Consider the following 23350-nt stretch of genomic DNA (forward strand, 5'->3'; position numbering starts at 1 on the left):
ACCGCCTCTTGTGATCTTTCACGTTGCCGGCCTCGTGTCCTCAGGCGGCCGGGCTGAAGTTGTACAGCGGCGGCACGGGAGTGAAGGGCTGCGGGACGACCTCGACCGTCTTGGTGGTGGCGTAGGCCGCCTGCACGGCTGCCCACGGCGCGTTCCATGCCTGGTCGACCAGGTAGGTGTTGAGTTCCTTGAAGGCCCGTTCCTGCTTCGCGCCGGTGGCGTGCTGCGCGGTGTCCATCAGCTTGGTCACCTTCGGGTCCTCGTACTTGAAGATGTTCCACGTGGCGTCCTTCGCGACCTCGATCTGGGTGGTGTCCCAGGGACGGAAGGAGGCCAGCGGGAAGTACGACATGGAGAACTTGCCGGCGAGCAGTTGCTTGATGGTCTGGTCGGAGGGGACGGTGACCAGCTTGACCTTGATGCCCACCTCGGCGAGCTGCTCGACCATGGCAGCCTGCGCCTCGGGAAACGGCCCGCTCAAATCGAGGACCTTGACCGTGAAGCCCTCGGGATAGCCGGCCTCCTTCAACAGGGCCTTGGCCTTCGCGGGGTCGTGCGGGTACTTCGCGTCGAGGGACGCGTCATAGGCGGCACCCGAGGAATTGAAGAACTGCGTCGTCGCCTTGCCCGCCCCCTGATACACGCTCTTGACCAGGGAGGACCTGTCGAGGGCGTAGTTGATGGCCTGACGGACCTTGACCTTCCCGAGGGCAGGGGTGAGCTTGCCACCGCGATCCCATATATAGACGCCGGCGATGTCACCGGAGGCGTACGTGGTGACGTCCAGTCCACCGCCGCGGGCGACCGGGATGTTCTTGGGGGTGGTCAGCAGCGCGCCGTTGATCTGGCCGGAGCGCAGGGCGTTGAGGACGGCCGTGGGGTCGTTCAGGGGCTTGAGGACCACCTTGTCGAAGGGGAACGCCTTGCTGTTCCAGTAGTCCTTGTTCCGGACGAACGTGTAGACGCTGCCGTTGGTGGTGGCGGCCTTGTCCAGCTTGTAGGGCCCCGATCCGACCGGGGCGTCCTTGAGGGCGCCGCTGTCGATGGCCTTGGGGCTGGCCAGCATGCCGGCCACCGAGCCGAGGTTGGGCAGGAGCGACGGGTCGGGCGCGGACAACTTCAGCGTCACGCTGTCGGAACCACTTGCCGTGACGCTTTCGACGGCCTTGAGCTGGCCCGCCGCCTCGTTGGTGCCGGTGCGGGTGTGCTCCAGGTTCGCCTTGACGGCCGCCGCGTCCAGGGCCGAGCCGTCGGTGAACTTCAGGCCGGACCGGATCTTCAGAGTCAGCTCGGTGTTGCCCGCGGCGTACTTCCACGAGGTGGCCACATTGGCGACAGGCTCGGCCTTGGTGTCCAGACGCAGCAACGAGTCGTACACGGGCTGGTAGTACTGGGCGTTGTTGCCCAGGCCGGCGTCCTTCAGGTCCCAGGGCTGGGGCGGGACGATCGGTGCGAGCGTCAGCGTCTTGGAGCCCGCCGTGCCACTGCTGGGCGAGCCACCGGAACAGGCGGACACACCGGCCACCAATGCGACGGCGCCTGCGGCAATGAGGGTTCTTCTCATGATCTGCTCCGGTTTCTCAGATGTCGGGAGCACGGAAGAGGAAACTTACGCGCGTCAGTTGCGCGCGTAAGTGAAGGTAGAGCGAACGTGTCCGAAAAGGCAACAGGTCATTGCCGACAAATTTCACGAGGAGGCCGGGAGGTCTGCCGCCGGACCGGGACGACCTGGGCGGGAAGACTTCGTACCGCCGAGGAGGACCCTGACTGTGTCCGGACACAAAGTCGTCCGCACAGCCGCGATGCGGCACCGGCGAGACCACGCGCACCGGCACTCACCGGGACTCTGCCCGGCAGACGGCGTGGACCGCTTGCGACTTCCCCGCCGGTCAGCGCGGCCCTGCGGGCATACCCGGACGCGCACACGGCAGGAACACGGGGGTTCCGGCAGCGGCACCCACGAGCGACCCGGCCCGGCAGACCGTTCCGCTACAGGGCAGCGAGCGGTCGGCAGCGGGACGGCCGCCGCAGACGTCAGGCGGAATCGCGCACGATGAGCCGGACGGAAATCGGTGACACGTCAGGGAAACGCGGCATGCCGCCCGCCGCGCGGACCACCTCGTCGGCCAGGAAACGCGCCTGCGCCTCGAGATCAAGCTCGACCGTGCTCAGCGGCGGATCGGCCAGACCGGCTGAGGGAATGTCGTCGACGCCGATGACAGCGAGATCACCGGGCGCCGTCAGGCCCAGGCGGCGCAGGCCCGCAAGGATCGCCAGGGCCGTCTCGTCGTTGTAGGCGCACACGGCTGTCACGGGCTCACCGTCACCCCGACTCCGCCACGCCTCGACCGCGGCCGCCGCCCGCTCGGGGTCCAGAGGCACCGGGTGGACCACGGGTTCGGGCAGGCCGAGATCCTCGCAGGCTCCCCGGACCCCGTCGAGGCGCAGCTGCGCGAATCCGGCCAGGCGCTCGTCGTCCGTGCCGGCGAACCCGAGCCTGCGGTGCCCGGCGCCCGCGAGATGGGCGACCTGCACTCGGCTGATCTCCATCTGGGACAACCGCATCTCGTTGTGCTCGGCGGTACCCGGCTCGTCGAGGATGTGCACGGCCTGGATCCCGGCCGCCTGGATCGCGGTCCGGTCGGCGTCGCTGAGGCCACCCATGACGACCACGCCGATCGGCGCCACCTTGCGCCAGATGTCCTGCACCAGCCCGTCCTTCACCGACGCCAGGTGGGTCACGAGGGTCAGACCGTGCTCCGCCACAGCTCGGGACAGGTGCTCCAGAAGCCGGCCGACGGAGAAACCGATGGGCCAGTCGGGCAGCAGGCACAGGACGAGGTCGCTGCTGCCCCGCGCCAGCTCGCGCGCCGCGGGCGAGGGCAGATAGTTCAGACGGGCCGCCGCCTCCAGGACCCGGCGGCGCGTGTGTTCCGGGATGGACTGGCGGGGGTCGGCGTTGAGGACGTAGCTCACCGTGGCACGCGAGACGCCGGCCTCACGAGCGACGTCGCTGCTGGTCACGCGGCGGCGGGCAGAGTTCGCCACGACGTCCTCCCCCGGAAACTGTTGGGTCCTGAATGGTTGTGCCGGTCGACATCTTATGACTATGGTCCGCTTACGCGAGTCACTGACGCGCGTAAGTTGAGCGATCCGACTATTCTTTTCTCGCACCAACCTCAGGGACTTGGCATGACCGCACAGGATGTCGACAAGGCCTCGGAGACAAGGGTCTCGACGGCGCGGACTCCCGACGCCCCCACGAGCCACCGCGCCCTCATCGCACTGCTCCTGATCGGCAACACCGCGGTCATCGCCGTCTACATGGGGGCAGGGGTCCTGCTGGCCGTGCAGGCGGCGCAGATCTCGCCGAGCGGCAAGGTGGCCGCCCTCGGTACCGTCACCGGCGTCGCGGCGCTGGTCGCCACCCTGGTCCAGCCGATCGTCGGTGCGCTGTCCGATCGCGGCGAGCGCCGCACCCCCTGGATCCTGGGCGGTGCCCTGGCCGGGTTCGGGCTGCTCGCGGTACTGGCCGACCTGCGTACGGTCCTGCTGCTGACCGTCGGCTGGTGCGCGGTGAGCGCGGCGCTGAACGCGTACCAAGTCGCGATCGGTTCGGTCGTTCCCGACCGGATACCCGAGTCGCTACGCGGCACCGCCTCGGGATTCGTGAGCCTCGGCATCCCCCTGGGTGCCTTCCTGGGGCCGTGGCTCGCGGCCCGGGCTGCGCCGGTGTCCCTGCGCACCGGATACCTCCTGCTCGGCGGACTGGTCGCGTTCGCCGCGCTCCTGCTGACCTCCCTCGCCAGGGAACGGCGGATCCCGGGCGCGCGGTCCGCCGGGCTGCGCGGGCAGCTGACCTCGCTGGTGTCGGCCCTGCGCGGCCGGGACTTCCGCTGGGCCTTCACGGGCCGGGCGCTGATCACTCTGGGCTACTTCTCCGTCGCGGGGTTCCAGCTGTACATAGTGCAGGATCACACCGTGCTGCCTGAGGGCCTCTCCCCCGTGGAGGCGGTGGCCGTGCTCAGCCCGGTGGGTGCCGTGGCCATGGCCGTCTCCACAGGGCTCGGTGGGGTTCTGTCCGACCGTACGGGACGACGCAGGCCTTTCGTGGCGGGAGCGGCGATCGTCTCGGCGGTGGCCGCACTGCTTCCGGTCTTCAGCGACAGCTGGAGCGCGATGCTCGTCTTCGCCGCGCTGAACGGGCTCGGCTTCGGCTGCTTCATGGCGGTCGACCTCGCCATCGTGACCCTGGTACTGCCCTCCGCCTCCGACGCGGCGCGTGACCTCGGCGTACTGAACATGGCGCAGGCCGGTCCGCAGATCGTGTCACCTCTCATCGGCTCGCTCGCGGTCTCGGTGCTGGGTGGCTTCACCGGGCTTTTCCTGGTGGCCGGGGCGGTCGCCGTGCTCGGGTCCCTGGCCATGCTGCCGATCCGCGGCGTGCGCTGAACCAGCGGCGGGCCGCGTCCTGACCCGCGGCCCGCCGCTTCATTCCCCCCTGTTCGCCTGCGCTGTCCCGACCCTGTCGTGACCTGTGTCCGGGCCCTCTCCCCACTGTTCCCGGGCCTGTGCGGCAGCCCCGCGGGCTCCCCCGTCCTGTCCGAAAGGAATTCCTCACATGCCCTCTTCACCGGCGCCCGATGTCGTCGAGGCCGCGCTCGCCCGGCTCGACCTGGACACCAAGGCCGGGCTGCTGGCCGGCCAGGACATGTGGTCGCTCCCCGCCGTCCCCGCCATCGGCCTGCGGTCGCTGGTGATGTCCGACGGTCCCGTCGGGGTCCGCGGCACCCGCTGGTCTCCGGAGGACCCCTCAGTGGCGCTGCCCAGCCCCACCGCGCTGGCCGCGACATGGGATCCGGGGCTGGCTCACCGTGCCGGACAGCTTCTCGCCGCCGAGGCCCGCCGCAAGGGGGTGCACATGCTGCTGGCGCCGACGATCAATCTGCACCGCACTCCGCTGGGCGGACGGCACTTCGAATGCCTCTCGGAGGATCCGGTGCTGACCGGCCGGATGGCGACGGGTTACGTACGCGGCGTCCAGGGCGGAGGAGTAGCGGTGGCCGTGAAGCACTTCGTCGCCAACGACAGCGAGACGGAGCGGTTCTCCCTCGACGTCCAAGTCGATGAGCGCACGCTGCGGGAGCTGTACCTGGCCCCGTTCGAGCATGTGGTCACGCAAGGCGGCGTGTGGGCGGTGATGTCCTCGTACAACGGTGTGAACGGTTCGAGCATGACGGAGAACCACCAACTTCAGCGCGAGGTGCTGCGCGGCGAGTGGGGGTTCGACGGGATCACATTGTCCGACTGGGGTGCGGCACGGGACACGGCGCGTGCGATCACCGCCGGACTGGACGTGGCCATGCCCGGCCCCAAGACGGTGTACGGGCAGGCTCTGGCCACTGCCGTCCGCGACGGCAGGGTCCCGGAGGAGGCCGTCGACGAGGCGGTGCGGCGCGTGCTGCGACTCGCCCTGCGGGTGGGCGCGCTCGATGGTGCGGAGGTTTCCCGCAGGCAGGGCAAGGGCAGCCCTGCCACACACGGAGGCGACCTGGCTCGCGAGATCGCCCGGCGGTCCTTCGTCCTGCTCAAGAACGACGATGCGGTGCTTCCCCTGCGGCAGCCGGACGGGCTGCGCAGGATCGCGATCATAGGTGACGCGGCGAAGGACGCCCGGGTGATGGGCGGCGGCACCGCCACCGTGTTCCCGCCCCATGTCGTGACCCCGCTCGCGGGACTGCGCGCCGCCCTGCCCCGTGAGGTGGAGATCGTCCACGCCCAAGGCGCCGACCCGCGCGCCCACCTCGCCCCCGCTCTCCACGGCTTCACCCTGCGCGCGCAGTTCCACGACGGCGAGGGCACCGTCCTGGCCGACCTCCCGCAGCCGGACGGCAAGGTCCAGATGTTCGGGAGCATGCCCACCGGCGTCAACTCCGACCGGCTCCGCTCCGCACGGATCAGCGGAACGTTCACCCCTGACCGCACCGGTGAACACACCTTCGCCGTCAGCGGTCACGGCCGTCTGCGGTTCACCCTCGGCGGACGCGTGCTCTACGACGCCCACCTCGCGCCGGAAAGCGACGATCCCTTCCTGGCCGTCATGTCGCCGTCGGAAGAGCGCCTCACCGTGCACCTGGAGGCGGGCAGAACGGTCGATGTGACGCTGGACCACGTCCCGACCGGCCGTGACGTGGGAGAGGGAATTCCGGCGCTGTCCTTCGGTCTGGGACACCGGCCGCCGACACGGCCGGACGAGGAACTGCTCAGGGAGGCCGTGGAAGCCGCGGCCCGCGCGGACGTCGCTGTGGTCGTCGTGGCAACCACCGAGGAGGTCGAGAGCGAGGGGTTCGACCGTACGGATCTGAAGCTGCCCGGGCGCCAGGACGAACTGGTTGCCCGCGTGGCCGCCGTCAACCCCCGGACGGTCGTGGTGGTGAACACCGGTTCCCCGGTGGAGATGCCGTGGCGTGACGACGTGTCCGCGATCCTGCTCACCTGGTTTCCCGGCCAGGAAGCCGGTCACGCGCTCGCCGACGTACTCCTCGGCGAGGCCGAGCCCGGCGGCCGACTGCCCACCACATGGCCCGCGGAGGCGGAGGACTGCCCGGTACTGGATGTTCGGCCGACCGGCGGAGTGCTGCGCTACGAGGAGCAACTCCTCATCGGCTATGCCGCCTGGCAGCGTGGGCGAACAGAGCCTGCCTACTGGTTCGGACACGGCCTCGGATACACCGAATGGGCTTACGAGAAGGCCGAGTTCACCCCAGGCACTCCCGGGTCCGATGTCCTCGGCACACTCCGTGTCCGGGTCCGCAACGTGGGTTCCCGCACAGGCCGGGAGGTCGTGCAGACCTACATCGAGTCGATGGAGGCCGAAGCATCCACGTCGTCCCCGACCCCGTTGCGGCGCCTGACCGGATTCGCCACCGCCCAGGCCGAGCCGGGGCAGTCCGCCTCCGTCGAGATCACCGTGCCGCGCCGCGCCGTGGAAGCCTGGGACACCGCTACAGGAACCTGGCGCACAGTGACCGGTGAGCACTGGCTGCGTACCGGCCGAAGCTGCGTGGATCTGCGCCTGGACACGCCGATCACGGTGCTCTCCTCCTGACGACTCCGGCCCGGGGGCCTTCCCGACCCGCCCCGCCTGGATCCCCGGCGCCGGAGTCAAGGGCCCTGGCACGAGGAAGTGTTCTTCGTGCCAGGGCCCGCCTGTTCTTTGAACACCGAGACCGCGCGCCGCCGGCGCAACACGACGGCGGTGCAGTGCGGACAGGTGAGGGCTCCCGCCGCAGCCGCGGCTCGCCCCCGGTGGGTGACGACATCGGCCGCTCCTGGTCCATCCGTCGGGACCGGTGTCGCTTCGACAGGTCAAGGAAGTCCGGACGACTGCGCCCGGCAAGTGCACCCTGTAGGCGCGAATCCCGGACACCCGTGCGGACCGGTGGACGGCCAGGGACGCCTGCGGCGGGGCGTCCAGGCCGGTGTCGACCGCGACCACGAAGAAGTCCCCCAGTCATCACCCACGACTGGCGGCAACGACCTCAGCCGCCGGCGCCGGGTCGAGCATGCCCGTCATCGGCACCGCCGAGGGGTGACGTGCCCTCGCTGTCCTGTCAGTGCGAGGAGAGCGTGGCGGCCGGGAGCACCTGCTCGCACCAGATGGTCTTCCCGGTCGTGGTCTGGCGGGTGCCCCAGCGGTCGGTCAGATGGGCGACCAGCAGGAGACCGCGGCCTCCTTCGTCGAAGGCCCGCGCCCGCCTCAGGTGGGGAGCGGTGCTGCTGCTGTCCGACACTTCGCAGATCAGCACCCGGGGGGAGGCGCTTCCTGGAGTGGCGGAGGACTGCGGGGTGATCAGCCGGAGCTCGATGGGCGTGTCTGCGTAGCGGATGGCATTCGTGACCAGTTCGCTCACCACAAGCTCGGTGACGAAAGAGGCCTCTTCAAGACCCCATGAGCCGAGCTTGCGGAGGGTCTCTGCTCGTGCTCGGGCCACGGCGGCGGGATCCGGGGAGATGTTCCACACGGCGACCTGTTCGGGACCCAGGGGACGGGGACGCACCAGAAGCAGGGCGGCATCGTCGGAGGGGCGCACGGGGAGCAGCGTCTCCACCACACGGTCGCACAGCTCCTCCAGTGAGTCGGCGGGGGCCCTCAACGTCCGGCACAGGGTGTCCAGGCCCTGGCCGATGTCGCGTTGTCGCGATTCCACCAGGCCGTCGGTGTAGAGGGCGAGCACACTCTGCTCTGGCAAGTCCAGATCCGCCGACTCGAACGGCAGGCCCCCGAGGCCGAGCGGCGGCCCGGCAGGGAGGTCCACGAAGGACACGGCACCGTCGGAACCGACGAGGACGGGCGCCGGATGGCCGGCCCTGGCCATGGAACAGTGCCCTGACACCGGGTCGTAGACGGCGTAGAGACAGGTGGCTTCGATCCCCGCTCCGGCGTCGGCGTCACTGTCATGGGCCAGGTCGGCAGAGACCGAGCCGGCGGATTCCGCCGACAGCCGGATGACCAGGTCGTCCAGGCGCGTGAGCAGTTCCTCCGGAGTGGGGTCGACATCGGCGAGGGCGCGCACGGCCGTGCGCAGCCGGCCCATGGCCGCGGCGGCGTGGATGCCATGGCCGACCACGTCGCCGACCACCAGGCCCACTCGGGCCCCGGAGAGCTCGATCACGTCGAACCAGTCACCGCCCACGCCCGTGCGATGGCTGGCCGGGAGGTAGCGGGAGGCGACCACGGCGGCGGACGGCTGGAGCAGCCCCTGCGGCAGCAGGCTGCGTTGCAGCGCCAGCGCGGCGGTGCGCTCACGGGTGAAGCGCCTGGCGTTGTCCAGGCACACGGCGGCTCGGGACACCAGTTCCTCGGCCAGCGCCAGATCCTCCGGCTCGAAGGGGTCCGGAGTGTCCCGGGTGCGGGTGCACATCACCACGCCAAGGGTCGTGCCGCGTGCTCTGACCGGTACGAGGATCCAGGAATGGGTGCCGTACCTGCTGACCTTGGCCTGGCGGGCCGGGCTCGCCGCGATCCAGGCGCTGACCGCCGGATCCGAGGTCCGGTACAGCGCCGATCGGCCGGAGGCCAGGCACAGTGCCGCCGGGGAGCTGGCCAGGTAGACATCGGCGTCGCCGGCGACGGCGACCTCCTCGAAGGCGCCTTCGAACCACACTCTCTCGGCGATCCGCCGCAGCCGCACCGCGCCGGGAATGGGGCCGGGAGCGGGTTCGTCCCCTCTGAGCAGCCCCTCCAGCAGGTCCACCCGGGCGAAGTCGGCGAACCCCGGGACGGCCACCTCCGTCAGCTCCTGGGCGGTGCGGACCAGATCCAGTGTGCTGCCGATGCGGGCGCCTGCCTCGTTGAGCAGCGATAGGCGCTCCCGGGCCAGCCGTTCCTCCGTGACATCGCCGACCGTGGTGCACACCCCGAGTGTCCGCCCCAGGGCGTCCCGGAGCGGAGCGGTGGTCACGGTGTACACGTGTGTGCGCGACACGGTGGGTGGTGTGGCGCGGAAGTCGAAGCAGATCTCTTCCTCGCCGGTCTCCAGGACACGGCGCATGCGCTGTTCCCACCCGGCGACGCTCGCGCCCTGGACGACTTCGCCGAGGGTTCGCCCCCGGCGCAGGTCGTCCGGCACACCAGTGATCCCTCGCATCGCGGCACTCTGGCAGACACAGCGCAGGTCGGCGTCGTACACCGTGAGGGCCGTACCGGAGCGGTTCAGGAGCCACTCCACGAGCGCCTCTCGTTCTTCGCCCCCGAGAGGACCGGGAGGCGGCCCGAGCAGCAGCACCCAGCCCTGCGGGGCGTGATCGGAAAGCAGGGGATAGCCGGACACCGGCAGGGTCAGCAGCCGGCCGTCCCGGCACCGGACCGGGAGTACCCGGTGGCTCTCCTCGACGGCGCCCGACCCGGCGGCGGCCGGGGGCGGCAGGTCCACCAGTTCCTTCAGTGACCGGCCGGCGGCCTGGGCGGATGTGTACCCCACGAGGTGCTCCGCGCTCCGGCTCCAGGCCAGCACAACGCCCTGCGCATCGATCACGACCAGCCCGGTCGGCCGGTCCGCCGGGCCGGCGGGATCGCCCTCGTTCACGGACGGGCCGAAGGTCGCCATGGCTCCAAGCGTCGTCCTGATTCGCCGCACAATCAACCGGACCCACGCCGGTCCAGGGTCAGCCGCTGAGGGCTGACGTCGATCGTGGCCACGGCGCCGAGCGCGCCGGCCATGGCACGTGCCGCCGAGGTGAGCAGCTGACCGTCGACGCGCTCCGAGACCAGGCGCAGGGCCTGCGTCGCGTCGAGCCCGAACCACGAGGCGATCGTCCGGAGTCCGTGCGGAGTGAGCCGCCACAGTTTGTCGGCGTCCCTGACCACCGCGTCGTCCGGGCCGAGTGAGTGGTCCCGGGTGTCATGGCCGTCGACGATGGCCGCGACGTCGGCGGTCAGTTCCGGCGGGTAGCCGAGGTCGCGCAGGATGCGGACGGCGATGCGCGCCCCTTCCCTCTCGTGGGCACGCACCGTCTCCCGGTTCGACACCGGGTCGGCGACCGCCGCGAGGATCTGGTCCGGGGACACCGCCTTCCAGCCGGTGTCGTGCAGCAGGGCTGCCGGCAGGACGACGTCGGGCCGGGCCTGGGGTACCTCGTCGAGCAGGGCCGAGGCCAGGCCGAAGGTGTACAGGGAATGCACGTCGTTGCTGCGTACGTCGAGATGGGGCAGGGCCTGTTCCCAGACCTTCTCGAAGGTGCCGGTGAGGCGGGCCGTGCGCCGCGGCCAGTGCTCCGCGGGGAGCCCGGCAGGTGGGGGCGGCCGGTCGGCCACGGGATCGTGGGGCATGACGACCTCCTGGCGCACGGATGGGCCGACGGACACGTGTCGGCGGAGAAGCCGCCACACATCCCCACTGTCAGTCCAGGACGGTGACCGTGCCGGTGGTTCCGTCGACACGGATCCGTCGGCCGGTCGGGATGAGGGTGGACGCGTCTCCGGTGCCGGTGACGGCCGGCACCGTGTACTCACGGCACACGATGGCGGCGTGGGACATCACCCCTCCGATGTCGGTGACCGCCGCCCGCACCTTGCCGAACACCGGGGCCCAGCTGGGTGCGGTGACCGACGCGACGATGATCTCGCCCTCCTGGACGAGGGACAGATCACGCGGACCGCGGACCACGCGGGCCGGTCCCTCGGCAGTGCCGGGTGAGGCCGGTACGCCGGTCAGCCCGCCGGTGGCCGAGCCCCCGCCCAGCCAGGAGCGGATCCGCTCCTCGTCGATCCCCCACAGCATGATGGTGAACGGCTCGGTGACCGACGGCGGGGGGACGCCGAGCGCGGGCTGGGGTCGCCGTCGGGCGAGGGCGGCCATGATCCGACGGCGCCGCGCGATCTCCGGTGGCCAGTAGTCGCAGCCCACGGGCCGGCTGCCCGAGGCCCAGCCGTTGACGTGGTCGAACAGCGCCTCCCGGACCTCGTCACGGGTGAGGTGGAACATGTCCCCGTCGGCGGGCCAGAATCCGGCGCTCCGCAGCAGCCGGGACAGTTCCCTCGCTTTGCGCCAGAACACGCCCATGGTCCAGTGCTCGATGTAGAAGTTGTGATTCTCCACGTACGGGTACGCCTGTCGTGCGACGCTCAGTTTCGCGTCGAAGACCGGCCGCTGCGCGGGATCGAGGAGTTCCCTGTACTCGCCGGTGATCCGCTCGCGGTCGGCGACCAGCCCCGGGAGGTCCCGGTCGATCGTCTCGCCTCGGAGCAGCCTCAGAACGTAGTCGCGGATGTACCCCAGGGGCAGCGAGGGGTCGTCCCGCCAGTAGACGTCACTCGCGTAGAAGCCGTTGCCCGAAGTGAAGTTGAACCACGGGTCGCGTGCGGCGTCCCAGGCGTCGAGCCACTCCCTGCCCGGCCGGCCGGAGACGGCCAGGGCCCTGAGTGTGTGCGCGCCGGGGTCCGCAGGCATCAGCCTGTTCTCGACATTCAGTTCGACAGCGAGCTTGGCCAGCCGCTTCAGCTCCTCGTCGGGACGGAACAGTTCCATCTCCACGCCCTGGACCACTCTGGCGACCCCGAGGTCCGGGATGTCGGGGAACCAACGCCTGCACGCCAGGAAGAAGTCCAGGTAGGCGGCGTAGCCGAGGTTGAGGAACTCGAAGTGGTGCTGCCAGCCGCGGTGGCAGAGCGCGATGAGCCGGTCGTATCGGGTCAGCAGTGCGTCACTGGCGCCGGTCCCGGCTCCGGCCTCGACCTCCTCGGCGGGCTGGGTCTCGGGCAAGGGGGCGAACCTGATCGCCTCCAGTTCACGTACCGTCTCCAGGACCTTGCGCTTCCAGTGGGCCAGCAGCTGTTCCCAGTGACCGAAGTAGTGCCCGGCTCGCCTTTCGAACTCCGGTACGCGCTCCGCGACACGGTCGGCGGGCGCGGGAACCGGGCTCAGGTAGCAGTAGCCCTGGTGGATGCGTCGTTCCAACCCGTACGAGGTCGGTACCAGGAAGTACCTGGTGTTGTACTCGCCGAGGCATTTCACCGCGAACTCCGCGCCGATCGTCTCGAACGGCTTGATGACGCTGGGCCAGTGCTGACTGTCGCAGAACCAGAACGCGGACTCGTCCGCCTCACGCCGGTCCTCCTGGAACAGCAGGTGGTACGGGTACAGGTGTCGCCATCCCTCGGCGCCCGGTGGGTCCGGCAGCTCGTAGGGGCTGGGGAACGCGGTTCGGGTGTCGGTCGCCATGGTGCGGTCCGTTCCTCGTCGCGGCTCACAAGCCTGTCAGGGCCCTGGCTATCCCGGCGGCGCCCGATTCCGCGGTGACCTCGGCGGCCGTTCCCCGCCTTCGGCTCCACACGGTCTCGGCGCGGCTCTGGAGCAACCGGAGTCCGCTCGGCGCGGGGAGGTCGCGGGCGAGCGCCCACTCGATCTCCTGGGGAGCCCCACCGCATCGCTCGCTCTGCTTGGCGAGACGGGCTATCTCCACGACTTCGGCCGCCGTGAGGCAGGGGGCGGCGCGGCGCTCGTCGTCCACGGGGCGGCGAAGCAGCCCCTGGCCGTCCGGGGCGGGCACCAACTCGTGGAACTTGGAGCCCACCACGGTCCGTACCGGGACGAGCAGCACCTTGTCCACGAGGTAGTGGTCCGGGGTCACCTCGCCGGAGAGCACCGGCTCACCCAGGCCCCAGCCGGCCTCGACGACGACCTTCGAGCGGTCTCCGTTGACCGGATTCAGTGTCATGGCGACGCCCGCCGTGCGCGCGTCCACCATCTCCTGCACGCATACGGCCATGCCCAGCCCTTCGTCGGGCACACCGTGGGCGGCCCGGTAGACGAGGGCACGGGCGGTCCACAGACTCGACCAGCAGTGCCGTACGGCGTCCAGGACGGCCTCGACGCCCCGGATCCACAGGCAGGTGTCGTACTGCCCGGCGAAGCTGGCCTGCGTCAGGTCCTCCGAAGTGGCGCTGGAGCGCACGGCCACCGGCACGTCCGGCTGCCCGAGCTCCGCGCACAACGCGCGGTATCCGGCGGAGATGTCCTCCTCCAGCTCCGCCGGCACCGGGTGGCCGGACACCAGGCGGCGGATCTCGGAGCTGACGGTCTCGGCCACTGCGAGATCAACGGGATCCAGCTCGGAGAGGACCGCGCCGACCGCCGCGCGCAGTGCCGGATCGGCGAACAGGGTCCGAAAGGCGTCCACCGTCACCGCGAACGCCCGCGGCACCGGCTGTCCGGCGCGGGCGAGCTCCAGCAGACCGGCGCACTTGCCACCCACCAGGTCCGCTGGTGGGCCTTCCGCCCCGGATCGCAGCGGGACGGTGTACCGGCTGGACATACACCAAGCTAAACATCTCCCGTGGCCACGAGAAAGCGGGAGTAACGGCGTGCGCGCCCGGCCCTCCGGAGCTGCCCGGTCCAGGACGGGCAGCGGGCCCGCTCCTCCCGCCCGGGTGGAGCGCCTGAACGCGGCCGGAGCAGGGCCGCTCACCACACTCGGCTGATGAAGAGCCGGCGTCGGCCACGATGCGGGTTCCGCCGCAGGCCACCTCGCCGCCGAGATCGCGACCGGTGATGTCGTGGAGCGCGTACACGCCGAAGACGGCAATGCCTCGGGCACTGTGCGCGGCTGAGTTCCGTGTCATGCCCCCGGAGTCGGAACCACGCGGGTCGGCCGGTTCCCGGCAGTGGTCCGAGCCGTCTGTGCCGTCCGGCGGGAACCGCCCCGCCGTGCGGCACTCGGCATCGGGGTGCTCTTCGGCCCGGTGCCGCACGGCCTCGGCGATGTCCTCGGCGCTTTGGCGGTCCGGGACCGGGACCCCGTGCAGCCCCAGTCCCGCCATAACCGGATGGACATGACTGTCTTCGAAAGGCAGAGAGCAGTGCGCCGCCGACGGCGGTGGCGAGAGGGCCACGAGCGGCCGGTGCAGCCGCCCCCAGGGCGCTGATCCGGCCGCCGACGACGGCGAGGGCGCGGCCCTGAACCAGACCCTGATCGTGCCCGGCCACGGCGCCGCTTTCGCCCCCTCACCGTCGATTGCGAGCAGTCCGTCGGCGCGAGGTCGAGCGCCGCGAGCGCCGCGGCGGTGGTGGTGCGCACCCCGCCCGTGGTGGCGGCCGCACTCGTGCCGTGTCCGACGACATCGCCCACCACCAGCCCGATCGGGCGCCAGACCGAACGGTTCCTCGGCTTCCCGGCTCCAGCCGGTGAACCACGGGTGCTGGTCCAGCACCGCGGTCGCGCCGTGCTGGTCCAGTTCCGCGGTCGCGCCGACCTGCGCAGGTGTGGCCGGGGGCGTCGTACCGCGCGGCGGGACTGGCTGGTCATGCCCTTCGCGCAGGCTCGTCATCGGCGCTCCTGGGGTTGGTGCAGGAGTCCTTCGGCTCGTTCGACGCAACGCCGGCCGTCGTCGGTGACGCCTGCGCGCGGTGGGCCGCGAGGAGTCGGCGCAGGGCGTCGACGCCCTTCTCGGTGCGCTCCGGTGCGCCGGAGGTGACCTGGTGGAAGACCAGGCCCTCCAGGGCCGCGAAGACGATCTCCGTCAGGTCCGGGGACACGCCGAAGCAGGCCAGTGCCTCGCGCACGGCAGCGCGGTACGCCTCGTAGAGCAGGTCGACGTGGTGGCCCAGCTCGGGCCGGCGGCTGGCTTCGAGCTTCAGCTCGTACTGGAACGCCTGGAGGTCGGGGTCGGCCTCGATGACGTCGGCCAGGGTCGCGGCGAAGTCCTCCAGCCTTCCGCTGGCGGGCACCAGCGACGACGTCTCGATACTGCGGGTGACGCACCACCGCAGCGCCTCCTCCAGCAGGGCGTCACGGGAACCGAAGTGGTGGGCGACCAGGCCGTGCGTGACGCCGGCCTCGGCGGCGACGGCGCGGTAGGTCAGCTTCCGCAGGCCGCCCCGGGCCACCACCCTCACGGCCGCGGCCAGGAGCGCCCCTCGCCCTTCGCCGTAACCGGGCCGGGCCTCCTCGCCGGCCTCACCGTCCGTCTCCACCGCGGCGGTCACGTGCCCTCCCTCTGTCTGCCGTCCCCTCGACTCAATCTATCCTATTGACAAGTTATCCAGATGGATAGATTCTCGCTGCGGCGCACGCCCTTCCTCTCTTCCCTGGAGTCTCCATGGCCGTCCCCGAAGGACTGAGCACCACCCCGTTCGCTCCCCGCTACGCGGACCGCGTCGAGGAGTGGATCGACATCTACGGCAACGCCGTACCGCTGGCCATCAGCGACCCGGCCGAGGAGTACCTGGCCATCCGGACCTCCGTCGGGGCCTCGGAGTACTCGATGCTCCACAAGTGGCATGTCGAGGGTGAGGCCGCGGTCGCCGTCGTCGACGCCGTCTTCTCGCGCAGCGTCAAGGGGCTGGGTGCCGGCCGCATCGCCTACGGCGTCGTGGTCGACGCCGACGGGATGATGCTCGACGACGTGACCGTGGCCGTCCTCGCGCCCGACCACGTGGTCGTCACCGGCGGCAACCCGGCCACCATGGACGCGCTGGCCGCGCACACCCCCGCCGGGAGCACGGTCACCGAACGCCGTGAAGAGTCCGCCGTGCTCACCCTGCAGGGCCCGCGCAGCCGGGACGTCCTCCAGCGCCTCACCCATGTCGACGTGTCCAACGCGGCGTTCCCGTACTACACCTTCCTGGACGACGCGCTCGTCGCCGGCATCCCCGCCCAGGTGAGCCGCCTGGGGTTCACCGCCGAACTCGGCTACGAGATCCAGGTGCCACGGCAGCGGGCGCTGGAGCTGTGGGACGCGGTCTTCGAGGCCGGTGCCGACCTGGGCATCAGGGCCTTCGGAGCGATCGCGCTGCTGACCTGCCGCACCGAGGCGGGGATGATCATGGGTGAGCTGGAGTACGACCACACCGTCACCCCGTTCGAGTGCCGGATGGGCTGGGCGATCGACTTCGACAAGGGCCCCTTCCAGGGCCGCGACGCGCTGCTCGCCAAGAAGGACAGCGCGACCGGACGGGTCGTCAGCGTCGTCGTGGACGCCGCGCCGGAGGCCGCCGAGGGCGCCCGGCTGGAGCTGGACGGCCGGGACATCGGCTACGTGACGACGGCGTTGCCCTCCCCCGCGCTCGACGGCGCCACCCTCGGCCTGGCCCGCGTCCACCGTGACGCCGTGAAGTCCGGGACCGCGCTCACCGCCGTCGCCTCCGACGGCTCCAAGGCCGACGCCACCGTGCGGCCCACCCCCGTGTACGACCCCGAGCGCGCCCGCGTGCGGGCCTGACCCGACGGAGACCCCTACCGTGCAACGCACCATCCTCACGCTCCGCTGCCCCGACCAGCCCGGCATCGTCCACGCACTCGCCGCGGGCGTCGCCGCCGAGGGCAACATCCTGGAGAGCGCCCAGTTCTCCGACCCCGGCACCGGCGTCTTCACCCTCCGTGTGTGTCTGGAGACACCCGAGGCCGACACCGAGAGGCTGCGGGACGAACTCACCCTGCGCCTCGCCCGCTTCGACCCGGTCCTGACCGTCCGCCCGGAGGAGCAGCGCCGTCGGGTGCTGCTGATGGTGTCGAAGTTCGACCACTGTCTGGTCGACCTGCTCTACCGCTGGGACCTCGGCGAACTGCCCGTCGACATCCCGCTGATCGTCTCCAACCACCCCGACCTGGAGCCGGTCGCCAAGCGGTACGGCATCCCCTTCGTCCACCTCCCCGTCAGCCGCGACACCAAGCCCGAGGCGGAGGCCGAACTGCTGCGGCTGGTGGCCGAGCACCAGGTCGACTTCGTGGTGCTCGCCCGCTACATGCAGGTCCTCTCCGACAACCTGTGCCGCAGGCTGTCCGGGCGGGTCATCAACATCCACCACTCGTTCCTGCCGGGTTTCAAGGGAGCCAAGCCCTACCACCAGGCCCACGACCGGGGCGTCAAACTCATCGGCGCCACCGCCCACTTCGTCACCGCCGACCTCGACGAGGGCCCGATCATCGAACAGGACGTCGTCCGCGTCGGACACCGCCACACCGCGCCCGAACTCGTCGCGATCGGCCGCGACGTCGAACGGGTCGTACTGGCCCGGGCGGTCCGGCTGCACGCGGAGGACCGCGTCGTCCTCACCGGCTCCCGCACCGTCGTCTTCGCCTGACGACCGCACCGAGAGGCCGGTACGACATGACCACCGCCACGCTGCTCGACGGCAAGGCCGCGGCAGCCGAGACCAAACGTGAACTCGCCGAGCGGGTGGAGGTGCTCAAGCGCCGGGGCGTCGCTCCCGGCCTGGGCACCATCCTCGTCGGCGACGATCCCGCCAGCCACTCCTATGTCGGCGGCAAGCACCGCGACTGCGCCCAGGTCGGCATCGCCTCGATCCGGGTGGAGCTGCCCCGAACAGCGTCCCAGGGCGAGGTCGAGGACGCCGTGCGGAGGCTCAACGCCGACCCTGCCTGCACCGGCTTCATCGTCCAGCTGCCGCTGCCGACCCACATCGACACCCACGCCGTGCTGGAGCTCATCGACCCCGCCAAGGACGCCGACGGGCTCCACCCCGCCAACCTGGGCCGGCTCGTGCTGGGCATCCCGGCGCCGCTGCCCTGCACCCCCCGGGGCATCATCGACCTGCTGCGCCGCAACCACGTGCCCATCAGCGGGCAGCAGTTCTGCGTCATCGGCTGCGGGATCACCGTCGGCCGCCCGCTCGGCCTGATGCTGACCCGCAGCACCGAACACGCCACCGTGACCCTGTGCCACGAAGCCACCCAGGACACCGCCGCCCATGCCCGCGTCGCGGACGTCGTCGTGGCCGCGGCCGGTGTGGCGCACCTGGTCAGGCCCGACTGGATCAAACCGGGCGCCACCGTCCTGTCCGTGGGCATCACCCGGACCGTCGAAGGCATCCTCGGCGACGTCCACCCCGACGTCGACCAGGTCGCCGGCTCCCTCGCCCCGCCCGTCGGCGGAGTGGGACCCATGACCCGCGCCATGCTGCTGGCCAACATCGTCGAGGCGGCCGAGCGGGACTGAGAAGGCACGGGGCCGCACCGCGCGGACACTGCGGCCCCGCCCTCCGGACAGCCCTGTCGCGGGCGTCCTCGGCACGGACGACGTCCCGACGCCGTCCGTGGACCCGTACTGGTCGCCCTGCTCCGGCGTCCTGGTCGCCCTGTTCCCGCGTCGACGAGCGGCGGCCCGAGGTCGCCGGCGTCGTGCAGCTGGGCGCACGGGTCCGTGAGGACCGCGCGCACACCTACCCGCGACCGGAGTAGTCCGTGTAGCACTCCACCGGGTCCCCCTCGTAGGCCCACGGCCACGGCGACACCAGCCCGCCGACCGCGGAGAAGACCGGGCCGGCGTCGCCTCTGCGGCCCGCCCGGACCAGGGCGTAGGCGAGTGTTCCCAGATCCGTGACGGCCGCCGCGTGACGCAGGTGGCCGGGCTGCGGCCACAGGGCGGCCCCCTGGTCCAGCAGCCGCGCGGTGTGCGGCTGCGACCAGTACTGGCTCACCCCCAGTGCCTCGATCCCCCCGCCGCTCCTCGCGCGGTGGTACTGCCGCACGGCCGCCGTCAGGGGCAGGCATGCCGTCGGCGCGTCCCCCGGCATGACCGCGACGACGTCGTCGAGGAAGTCCCGCAGCGCGGCCTGACTGCCCTGCTCCTCCGGGGAGAGGTAGCCCAGGATCTGCAGGTGCGCCTCCCGATGCCATGGATCACGCGCCCGTATCTCCTGCCAGACGGGAGAAAGCTCGCGGCTCGGCCGCCCCAGCAGCCGCAGCGCCGCCAGCGCGGCCACCCACGGGGTCGGATCAGCCGGCCGGGCGTCGGCGGCGGCGCGGCAGAGCGCCAGGGAACCGCGCGGATCGGTCGCCAGTTCGCACCAGCCGGCCAGCGCCAGGGCGTCCGGGTCGCGGGGCCGGCGTTCACGCCAGCCCCGGGCCAGCGCGGGCGCGGCCTGCGCGAGGACGCCGATCCGGTGGCATCGGCGGTCCCAGTCGTCCCCGGTGCCCCGCAGGAGCCGTTCCACCTGGGCGATGGCAAGGTCCTGCGGCCCCGGCCCCCGGGCGGCGGCGATGCCTCTCAGTACCCGGCCCAGGGCGACGTCGTCGAGTTCGGGGGCGAGGCGGGGTGCCTGTCGCTTGTGGCCGAAGAGAGCCATGTCCCTTTCACCGTCTGTGGCGGGCGGCGTGCACCAGGGCGTCGAACAGGGCCTGTTGGGCCGGGTCCTGGTCCGCGGTGTCCTCGGGGTGCCACTGCACCGCCGTGAACCAGCCGGGGCGTCCGGGGAGTTCGAGTCCCTCCACCGTGCCGTCGGCGGCCCGCGCGGTCGGTTCGAGCCCGTCGCCGATGCGGTCGACCCGCTGGTGGTGGTAGCAGGAGGCCTCCGTCTTCTCCGCGCCGGTGGCCTGTTCGAGCAGGGTGCCGCGCCGGATCGCGACCGGGTGCACGACGTGCCGGTGTTCGCGGTCGGCGCCCCCCATGTCCTGTTCCAGGCTGCCGCCGAGGGCGACGTTCACCACCTGCAGACCGCGGCAGATCGCCAGCAGGGGCAGCCCCAGGTCCAGTGTCCGGCGGGCGACTTCGAGGTCGAACGCGTCCTGGAGGTCGTCGACGTCGTAGACGCTGTCATGGGTGTCGGTGGCTCCGTAGCGGTGCGGGGCCAGGTCTCCCCCGCCCGGCAGCAGGACGCCGTCGAAGCGGGCGAGCCGGTCGGCGACGTCGGCTGCGGCCGGGTCGGCGGGGTGAACGCTCACCGGCTCGCCCCCGGCCCGCCACACGGCCTCGACCAGGGCGCGGGCGTTGACCTCGGCGGCGTAGCGGAGCGCGGAGGTGGTGGCGGCGAACCGGGCCGGAATCGCGATCAGGGGGCGCGCGGGCGTCAGGGGTCGTGTGGAGGTGCGGGTCACAGCTGGATCCAGGTGGTCTTCAGTTCGGTGTACTTGTCGATGGCGTGCGCGGACTTGTCGCGGCCGTTGCCGGACTGCTTCATGCCGCCGAAGGGGACGGTGAGGTCGCCCTCCTCGTAGCAGTTGACCCAGACGGTTCCGGCCTTGAGCGCGCGGGAGACCTGGTGGGCGGTGGACAGGTCGGAGGTCCACAGGCCGGCTGCGAGGCCGTACTCGGTGGCGTTGGCGAGCCGTACCGCCTCGTCCAGGTCGTCGAAGGCGAGGACGGACAGGACCGGGCCGAAGATCTCCTCGCGGGCCAGGCGCATGCCCGGGTCGACCCGGTCGAACACGGTGGGCCGCAGGTAGCTGCCGCCGGTCTCGGGCAGGGTCCGGCCCCCTCCCGCGCGCAGTCGGGCGCCCTCCTCCAGACCGGAGGCGACGTGTTCCAGGACCCTGGCGAGGTGGCTGTCGCCGACCAGTGCGCCCATCTCGGTGGCCGGGTCGAGCGGGTCGCCCACCCGCAGTTCGCGCGCCCGCGCCACGACGGCCTCCGTGACCTGTTCGGCGATGGAGGAGTGCACCAGCAGCCGGGAGGGCGCTGTGCACATCTCGCCCTGGTTGAAGAAGATGCCCCAGGCGGCGGTGGCGGCGGCCTTCTCCAGCTCGGGGGCGTCGGGGAGGATGATGTTCGGCGACTTGCCGCCCAGTTCCAGCCAGACGCGCTTGAGGTTGGAGTCGGCGGCGTAGCGCAGGAAGTGGCGGCCGACCGCGGTGGAGCCGGTGAACGCCAGCACGTCCACGTCGGGGTGGAGCCCGAGGGCCCGCCCGGCCACCGGCCCGTCGCCGGTGACGACGTTGAGAACACCGGGCGGCAGTCCGGCCTCGGTGGCGATCCGGCCGAGGAGCAGCGCGGACAGGGGCGAGTTCTCCGACGGCTTCAGGACGACGGTGCAGCCGGTGGCGAGCGCCGGGGCGACCTTCCAACCGGCAAGCGTCAAGGGGAAGTTCCACGGCACGACGGCGCCGACGACGCCGGCGGGCTCGCGGGTGATCAGGGCGAGGGAGTCCGGGGCGGTGTGGGGGGACTCGTCGGTGAGTTTGTCGGCCAACTGCCCGTACCAGCGGAAGGTGTTGATCGCGGCGCGCAACTCGATGGCGTACGCGTCGGTGATCGGCTTGCCCATCTCCAGGCTGACGGTCAGCGCCAGTTCCTCGCGCCGCTCCTCCAGCAGGTCGGCGATCCGCTGCAGGACCCGGCCGCGCTCGGCGGGCGCCAGGCGTGGCCACGGTCCTGTGTCGAAGGCGCGACGGGCCGCGGCGACGGCGAGATCGACCTCGGCCTCCCGCGCGTCGGCCACCCGGACCAGGTGCTGACCGTCGCGCGGGGAGACCACGGCGAACGATCCGCCGTCACCGGCTTCGCTCCTGCCGTCGATGTGGTGCTGCGTGGGCGGATCGAGATCCTTGGCGCGGCGCAGCAGTTCCTCATGGGTGGCGTTCAGCACGCGCTCCTTCTCCCTCTCATGCGATGACAAACGACTCACGCGGTTCGGTGAAAGACCGGATACGGCCGGGGCGTGGGCTCCGGCCGTATCGGCGGGGGTGGCGGTGTTCAGCCGGTGGTCTCCGCCCGGGCCCGTGTCAGCCGGGCGCCGACGACGCCGAGGACCAGCACCGCCGGAACGGTGACCTGCAGCCATAGGGCCGTCGTCCGGTCACCGCCGATGAGCGTCGTGAAGTTGGCGATGATGAGCCAGATGGCGCCGGCTATGCCGAGCGCACCCAGCACAGGGGCGATCACGGTGTTCCAGGGACGGTTGTCGGCGCGCGAGCGGCGGAAGAACACGACGACCGAGACCGAGGTCAGGAAGTACAGCAGCATGATGCCGAGGACGGCGACCCCGCTGAACCAGGAGAAGAGGGTCAGCACGGGATCCTTGCCGAGGATCGCGAAGGGCATGACCAGCAGCAGGGCGATCCCGGTCTGCACCGCGCCGGCGACCCAGGGTGAGTGGCGCCCGTTGATCACGGTCAGGCCGTGGGGCAGAAGGCCCTCCCGGCCGAGGGAGAACAGGTAGCGGTTGGCGGAGTTGTGGAAGGCCAGGATGCCCGCGAAGAGGGAGGTGGCCAGCAGGATCGGCAGCACGTCGGCCGTCCAGCCGCCGAACAGGGCGGCGATCGGCCCGAAGACGAAGCCTGCCGCGTCGCCGCTCTGCAGCGCCTTGCCCGCCTCGCCCGCAGCCCGGGAAGCGCCGTGCGCGGAGACCAGCATCCACGAGGTGAAGGCGAAGAAACCGGTGATCACCGCGACCGACAGGTAGGTGGCCCGGGGGACGGTCTTGCGGGGTTCGCGGGCCTCCTCGCCGTAGATGGCGGTGGCCTCGAAGCCGAACATCGACGCCACGGCGAACATCAGCGCCACACCGGGAGCGCCCTTGAGCGCGGCGGACGGCGAGAAGCTGTCGGTGAGGCCGAGCCCTTCGGGCCCACCGCCCTTGAAGAACGTCACGAGGGCGAAGGCGATCAGGATGCTGAACTCCGCCAGGACGAAGACAGCGAGGATCTTGGCGCCCATCTCGATGCCGGAGGCGCCGAGGACCTGCACGACCACCATGGTGACCAGTGCCCAGACCCACCAGGCCACGTGGACTCCCGAGTAGTGCTCGACCAGGCCGCTCACCGTGGCGCCGTACAGCCCGTACATGGCGGCCTGGACGGCGCAGTACGCGAACAGGGCGACTCCGGCGCTGCCGGAGCCGGTCGGGCGGCCGAGCCCCTTGCCGATGTAGGTGTAGAAGGCTCCGGCGTCCACGACATGGCGGCCCATGGCGACGAATCCGACGGAGAACAGCAGGATGATGACGCCGGCGGCGAGGTAGGCGGCGGGAGTGCCCGCGCCGGTGCCGATGGCGACCGCGATGGGCACGGCCCCCGCGATGCCCGTCAGCGGCGCCTGTGCGGAGAGAACGAAGAAGAGGATGCCCAGGACACCGAGAGAATCGGGCTTGAGCCTGCCTGCCATGGAGACATCATG

Annotated in this window: 17 protein-coding genes; 5 read left to right on the forward strand and 12 right to left on the reverse strand. The window is 71.2% G+C overall.

The annotated features are described in order from the left end of the window. Nucleotides 1-40: 40 nt before the first annotated feature. Nucleotides 41-1564: an ABC transporter substrate-binding protein gene (locus GSY65_RS04945; RefSeq protein WP_159766141.1), complete on the reverse strand. Its 1524-nt coding sequence runs from the start codon at nt 1562-1564 to the stop codon at nt 41-43. A gap of 470 nt (nt 1565-2034) precedes the next feature. Further along, complete coding sequence (locus tag GSY65_RS04950; protein WP_159766142.1) at nt 2035-3048, reverse strand: LacI family DNA-binding transcriptional regulator; 1014 nt, start codon at nt 3046-3048, stop codon at nt 2035-2037. A 144-nt stretch (nt 3049-3192) separates the two neighbouring features. Between GSY65_RS04950 and GSY65_RS04955 the strand changes: the two genes are divergently transcribed. Beyond that, entirely contained in the window at nt 3193-4452 is a 1260-nt protein-coding gene (locus GSY65_RS04955; RefSeq protein ID WP_159766143.1) for an MFS transporter, read from the forward strand. Between the two features lie 169 nt (nt 4453-4621). Then, complete coding sequence (locus GSY65_RS04960) at nt 4622-7108, forward strand: glycoside hydrolase family 3 C-terminal domain-containing protein (protein ID WP_159766144.1); 2487 nt, start codon at nt 4622-4624, stop codon at nt 7106-7108. A gap of 505 nt (nt 7109-7613) precedes the next feature. Here the strand turns inward: GSY65_RS04960 and GSY65_RS04965 are convergent. From GSY65_RS04965 to GSY65_RS04990, 6 genes are all read right to left on the reverse strand, one after another. Beyond that, nucleotides 7614-10109, reverse strand: a complete 2496-nt coding sequence (locus tag GSY65_RS04965; RefSeq protein WP_159766145.1) for a SpoIIE family protein phosphatase — start codon at nt 10107-10109, stop codon at nt 7614-7616. Nucleotides 10110-10141: 32 nt separating this feature from the next. Continuing rightward, entirely contained in the window at nt 10142-10831 is a 690-nt protein-coding gene (locus tag GSY65_RS04970) for an HD domain-containing protein (protein ID WP_159766146.1), read from the reverse strand. 70 nt (nt 10832-10901) lie between these two features. Beyond that, a complete protein-coding gene (locus GSY65_RS04975; protein WP_159766147.1) occupies nt 10902-12722 on the reverse strand; it encodes a PEP-utilizing enzyme in 1821 nt (606 codons plus the stop codon). A 25-nt stretch (nt 12723-12747) separates the two neighbouring features. After that, the gene (locus GSY65_RS04980; RefSeq protein ID WP_159766148.1) at nt 12748-13815 is read right to left on the reverse strand and encodes a PEP/pyruvate-binding domain-containing protein; all 1068 of its coding nucleotides are present in this window, start codon (nt 13813-13815) and stop codon (nt 12748-12750) included. Nucleotides 13816-14118: 303 nt separating this feature from the next. Beyond that, nucleotides 14119-14805 (reverse strand): SpoIIE family protein phosphatase, encoded by a 687-nt coding sequence (locus tag GSY65_RS33630; protein WP_236579703.1) that lies wholly within the window; start codon nt 14803-14805, stop codon nt 14119-14121. Then, a complete protein-coding gene (locus GSY65_RS04990; protein WP_159766149.1) occupies nt 14802-15485 on the reverse strand; it encodes a TetR/AcrR family transcriptional regulator in 684 nt (227 codons plus the stop codon). The genes GSY65_RS33630 and GSY65_RS04990 overlap by 4 nt, the downstream gene beginning before the upstream one ends. Nucleotides 15486-15598: 113 nt before the next feature. Between GSY65_RS04990 and GSY65_RS04995 the strand changes: the two genes are divergently transcribed. From GSY65_RS04995 to GSY65_RS05005, 3 genes are read left to right on the forward strand one after another with little or no spacing between them, the layout of a single operon-like run. Next, the gene (locus tag GSY65_RS04995) at nt 15599-16720 is read left to right on the forward strand and encodes an aminomethyltransferase family protein (RefSeq protein ID WP_159766150.1); all 1122 of its coding nucleotides are present in this window, start codon (nt 15599-15601) and stop codon (nt 16718-16720) included. A 19-nt stretch (nt 16721-16739) separates the two neighbouring features. Beyond that, a complete protein-coding gene (purU, locus tag GSY65_RS05000) occupies nt 16740-17582 on the forward strand; it encodes a formyltetrahydrofolate deformylase (RefSeq protein WP_159766151.1) in 843 nt (280 codons plus the stop codon). A 26-nt stretch (nt 17583-17608) separates the two neighbouring features. Then, the gene (locus GSY65_RS05005) at nt 17609-18457 is read left to right on the forward strand and encodes a bifunctional methylenetetrahydrofolate dehydrogenase/methenyltetrahydrofolate cyclohydrolase (protein ID WP_159766152.1); all 849 of its coding nucleotides are present in this window, start codon (nt 17609-17611) and stop codon (nt 18455-18457) included. 223 nt (nt 18458-18680) lie between these two features. Here the strand turns inward: GSY65_RS05005 and GSY65_RS05010 are convergent, their stop codons facing one another. The 4 genes from GSY65_RS05010 to GSY65_RS05025 form a co-directional block, all read right to left on the reverse strand. Next, a complete protein-coding gene (locus tag GSY65_RS05010) occupies nt 18681-19586 on the reverse strand; it encodes a hypothetical protein (protein ID WP_159766153.1) in 906 nt (301 codons plus the stop codon). 7 nt (nt 19587-19593) lie between these two features. Then, nucleotides 19594-20334 carry a gamma-glutamyl-gamma-aminobutyrate hydrolase family protein gene (locus tag GSY65_RS05015; RefSeq protein WP_236579704.1) on the reverse strand — a complete coding sequence of 247 codons (741 nt, stop codon included), beginning with the start codon at nt 20332-20334 and terminating at the stop codon, nt 19594-19596. Then, a complete protein-coding gene (locus tag GSY65_RS05020; protein WP_159766154.1) occupies nt 20331-21821 on the reverse strand; it encodes an aldehyde dehydrogenase in 1491 nt (496 codons plus the stop codon). The genes GSY65_RS05015 and GSY65_RS05020 overlap by 4 nt, the downstream gene beginning before the upstream one ends. A 107-nt stretch (nt 21822-21928) precedes the next feature. Continuing rightward, nucleotides 21929-23338: an APC family permease gene (locus GSY65_RS05025; protein ID WP_159766155.1), complete on the reverse strand. Its 1410-nt coding sequence runs from the start codon at nt 23336-23338 to the stop codon at nt 21929-21931. Nucleotides 23339-23350 lie beyond the last annotated feature (12 nt).

The organism is Streptomyces sp. HM190 (assembly GCF_009857135.1).
Taxonomy (GTDB): domain Bacteria; phylum Actinomycetota; class Actinomycetes; order Streptomycetales; family Streptomycetaceae; genus Streptomyces; species Streptomyces heilongjiangensis.

Coding starts and splice junctions, on each gene's coding strand:
- GSY65_RS04945 (WP_159766141.1), bottom strand. CDS start 1,564: ATGAGAAGAACCCTCATTGCCGCAGGCGCCGTCGCATTGGTGGCCGGT.
- GSY65_RS04955 (WP_159766143.1), top strand. CDS start 3,193: ATGACCGCACAGGATGTCGACAAGGCCTCGGAGACAAGGGTCTCGACG.
- GSY65_RS04960 (WP_159766144.1), top strand. CDS start 4,622: ATGCCCTCTTCACCGGCGCCCGATGTCGTCGAGGCCGCGCTCGCCCGG.
- GSY65_RS04965 (WP_159766145.1), bottom strand. CDS start 10,109: ATGGCGACCTTCGGCCCGTCCGTGAACGAGGGCGATCCCGCCGGCCCG.
- GSY65_RS04970 (WP_159766146.1), bottom strand. CDS start 10,831: ATGCCCCACGATCCCGTGGCCGACCGGCCGCCCCCACCTGCCGGGCTC.
- GSY65_RS04975 (WP_159766147.1), bottom strand. CDS start 12,722: ATGGCGACCGACACCCGAACCGCGTTCCCCAGCCCCTACGAGCTGCCG.
- GSY65_RS04980 (WP_159766148.1), bottom strand. CDS start 13,815: ATGTCCAGCCGGTACACCGTCCCGCTGCGATCCGGGGCGGAAGGCCCA.
- GSY65_RS33630 (WP_236579703.1), bottom strand. CDS start 14,805: ATGACCAGCCAGTCCCGCCGCGCGGTACGACGCCCCCGGCCACACCTG.
- GSY65_RS04995 (WP_159766150.1), top strand. CDS start 15,599: ATGGCCGTCCCCGAAGGACTGAGCACCACCCCGTTCGCTCCCCGCTAC.
- GSY65_RS05005 (WP_159766152.1), top strand. CDS start 17,609: ATGACCACCGCCACGCTGCTCGACGGCAAGGCCGCGGCAGCCGAGACC.
- GSY65_RS05010 (WP_159766153.1), bottom strand. CDS start 19,586: ATGGCTCTCTTCGGCCACAAGCGACAGGCACCCCGCCTCGCCCCCGAA.
- GSY65_RS05025 (WP_159766155.1), bottom strand. CDS start 23,338: ATGGCAGGCAGGCTCAAGCCCGATTCTCTCGGTGTCCTGGGCATCCTC.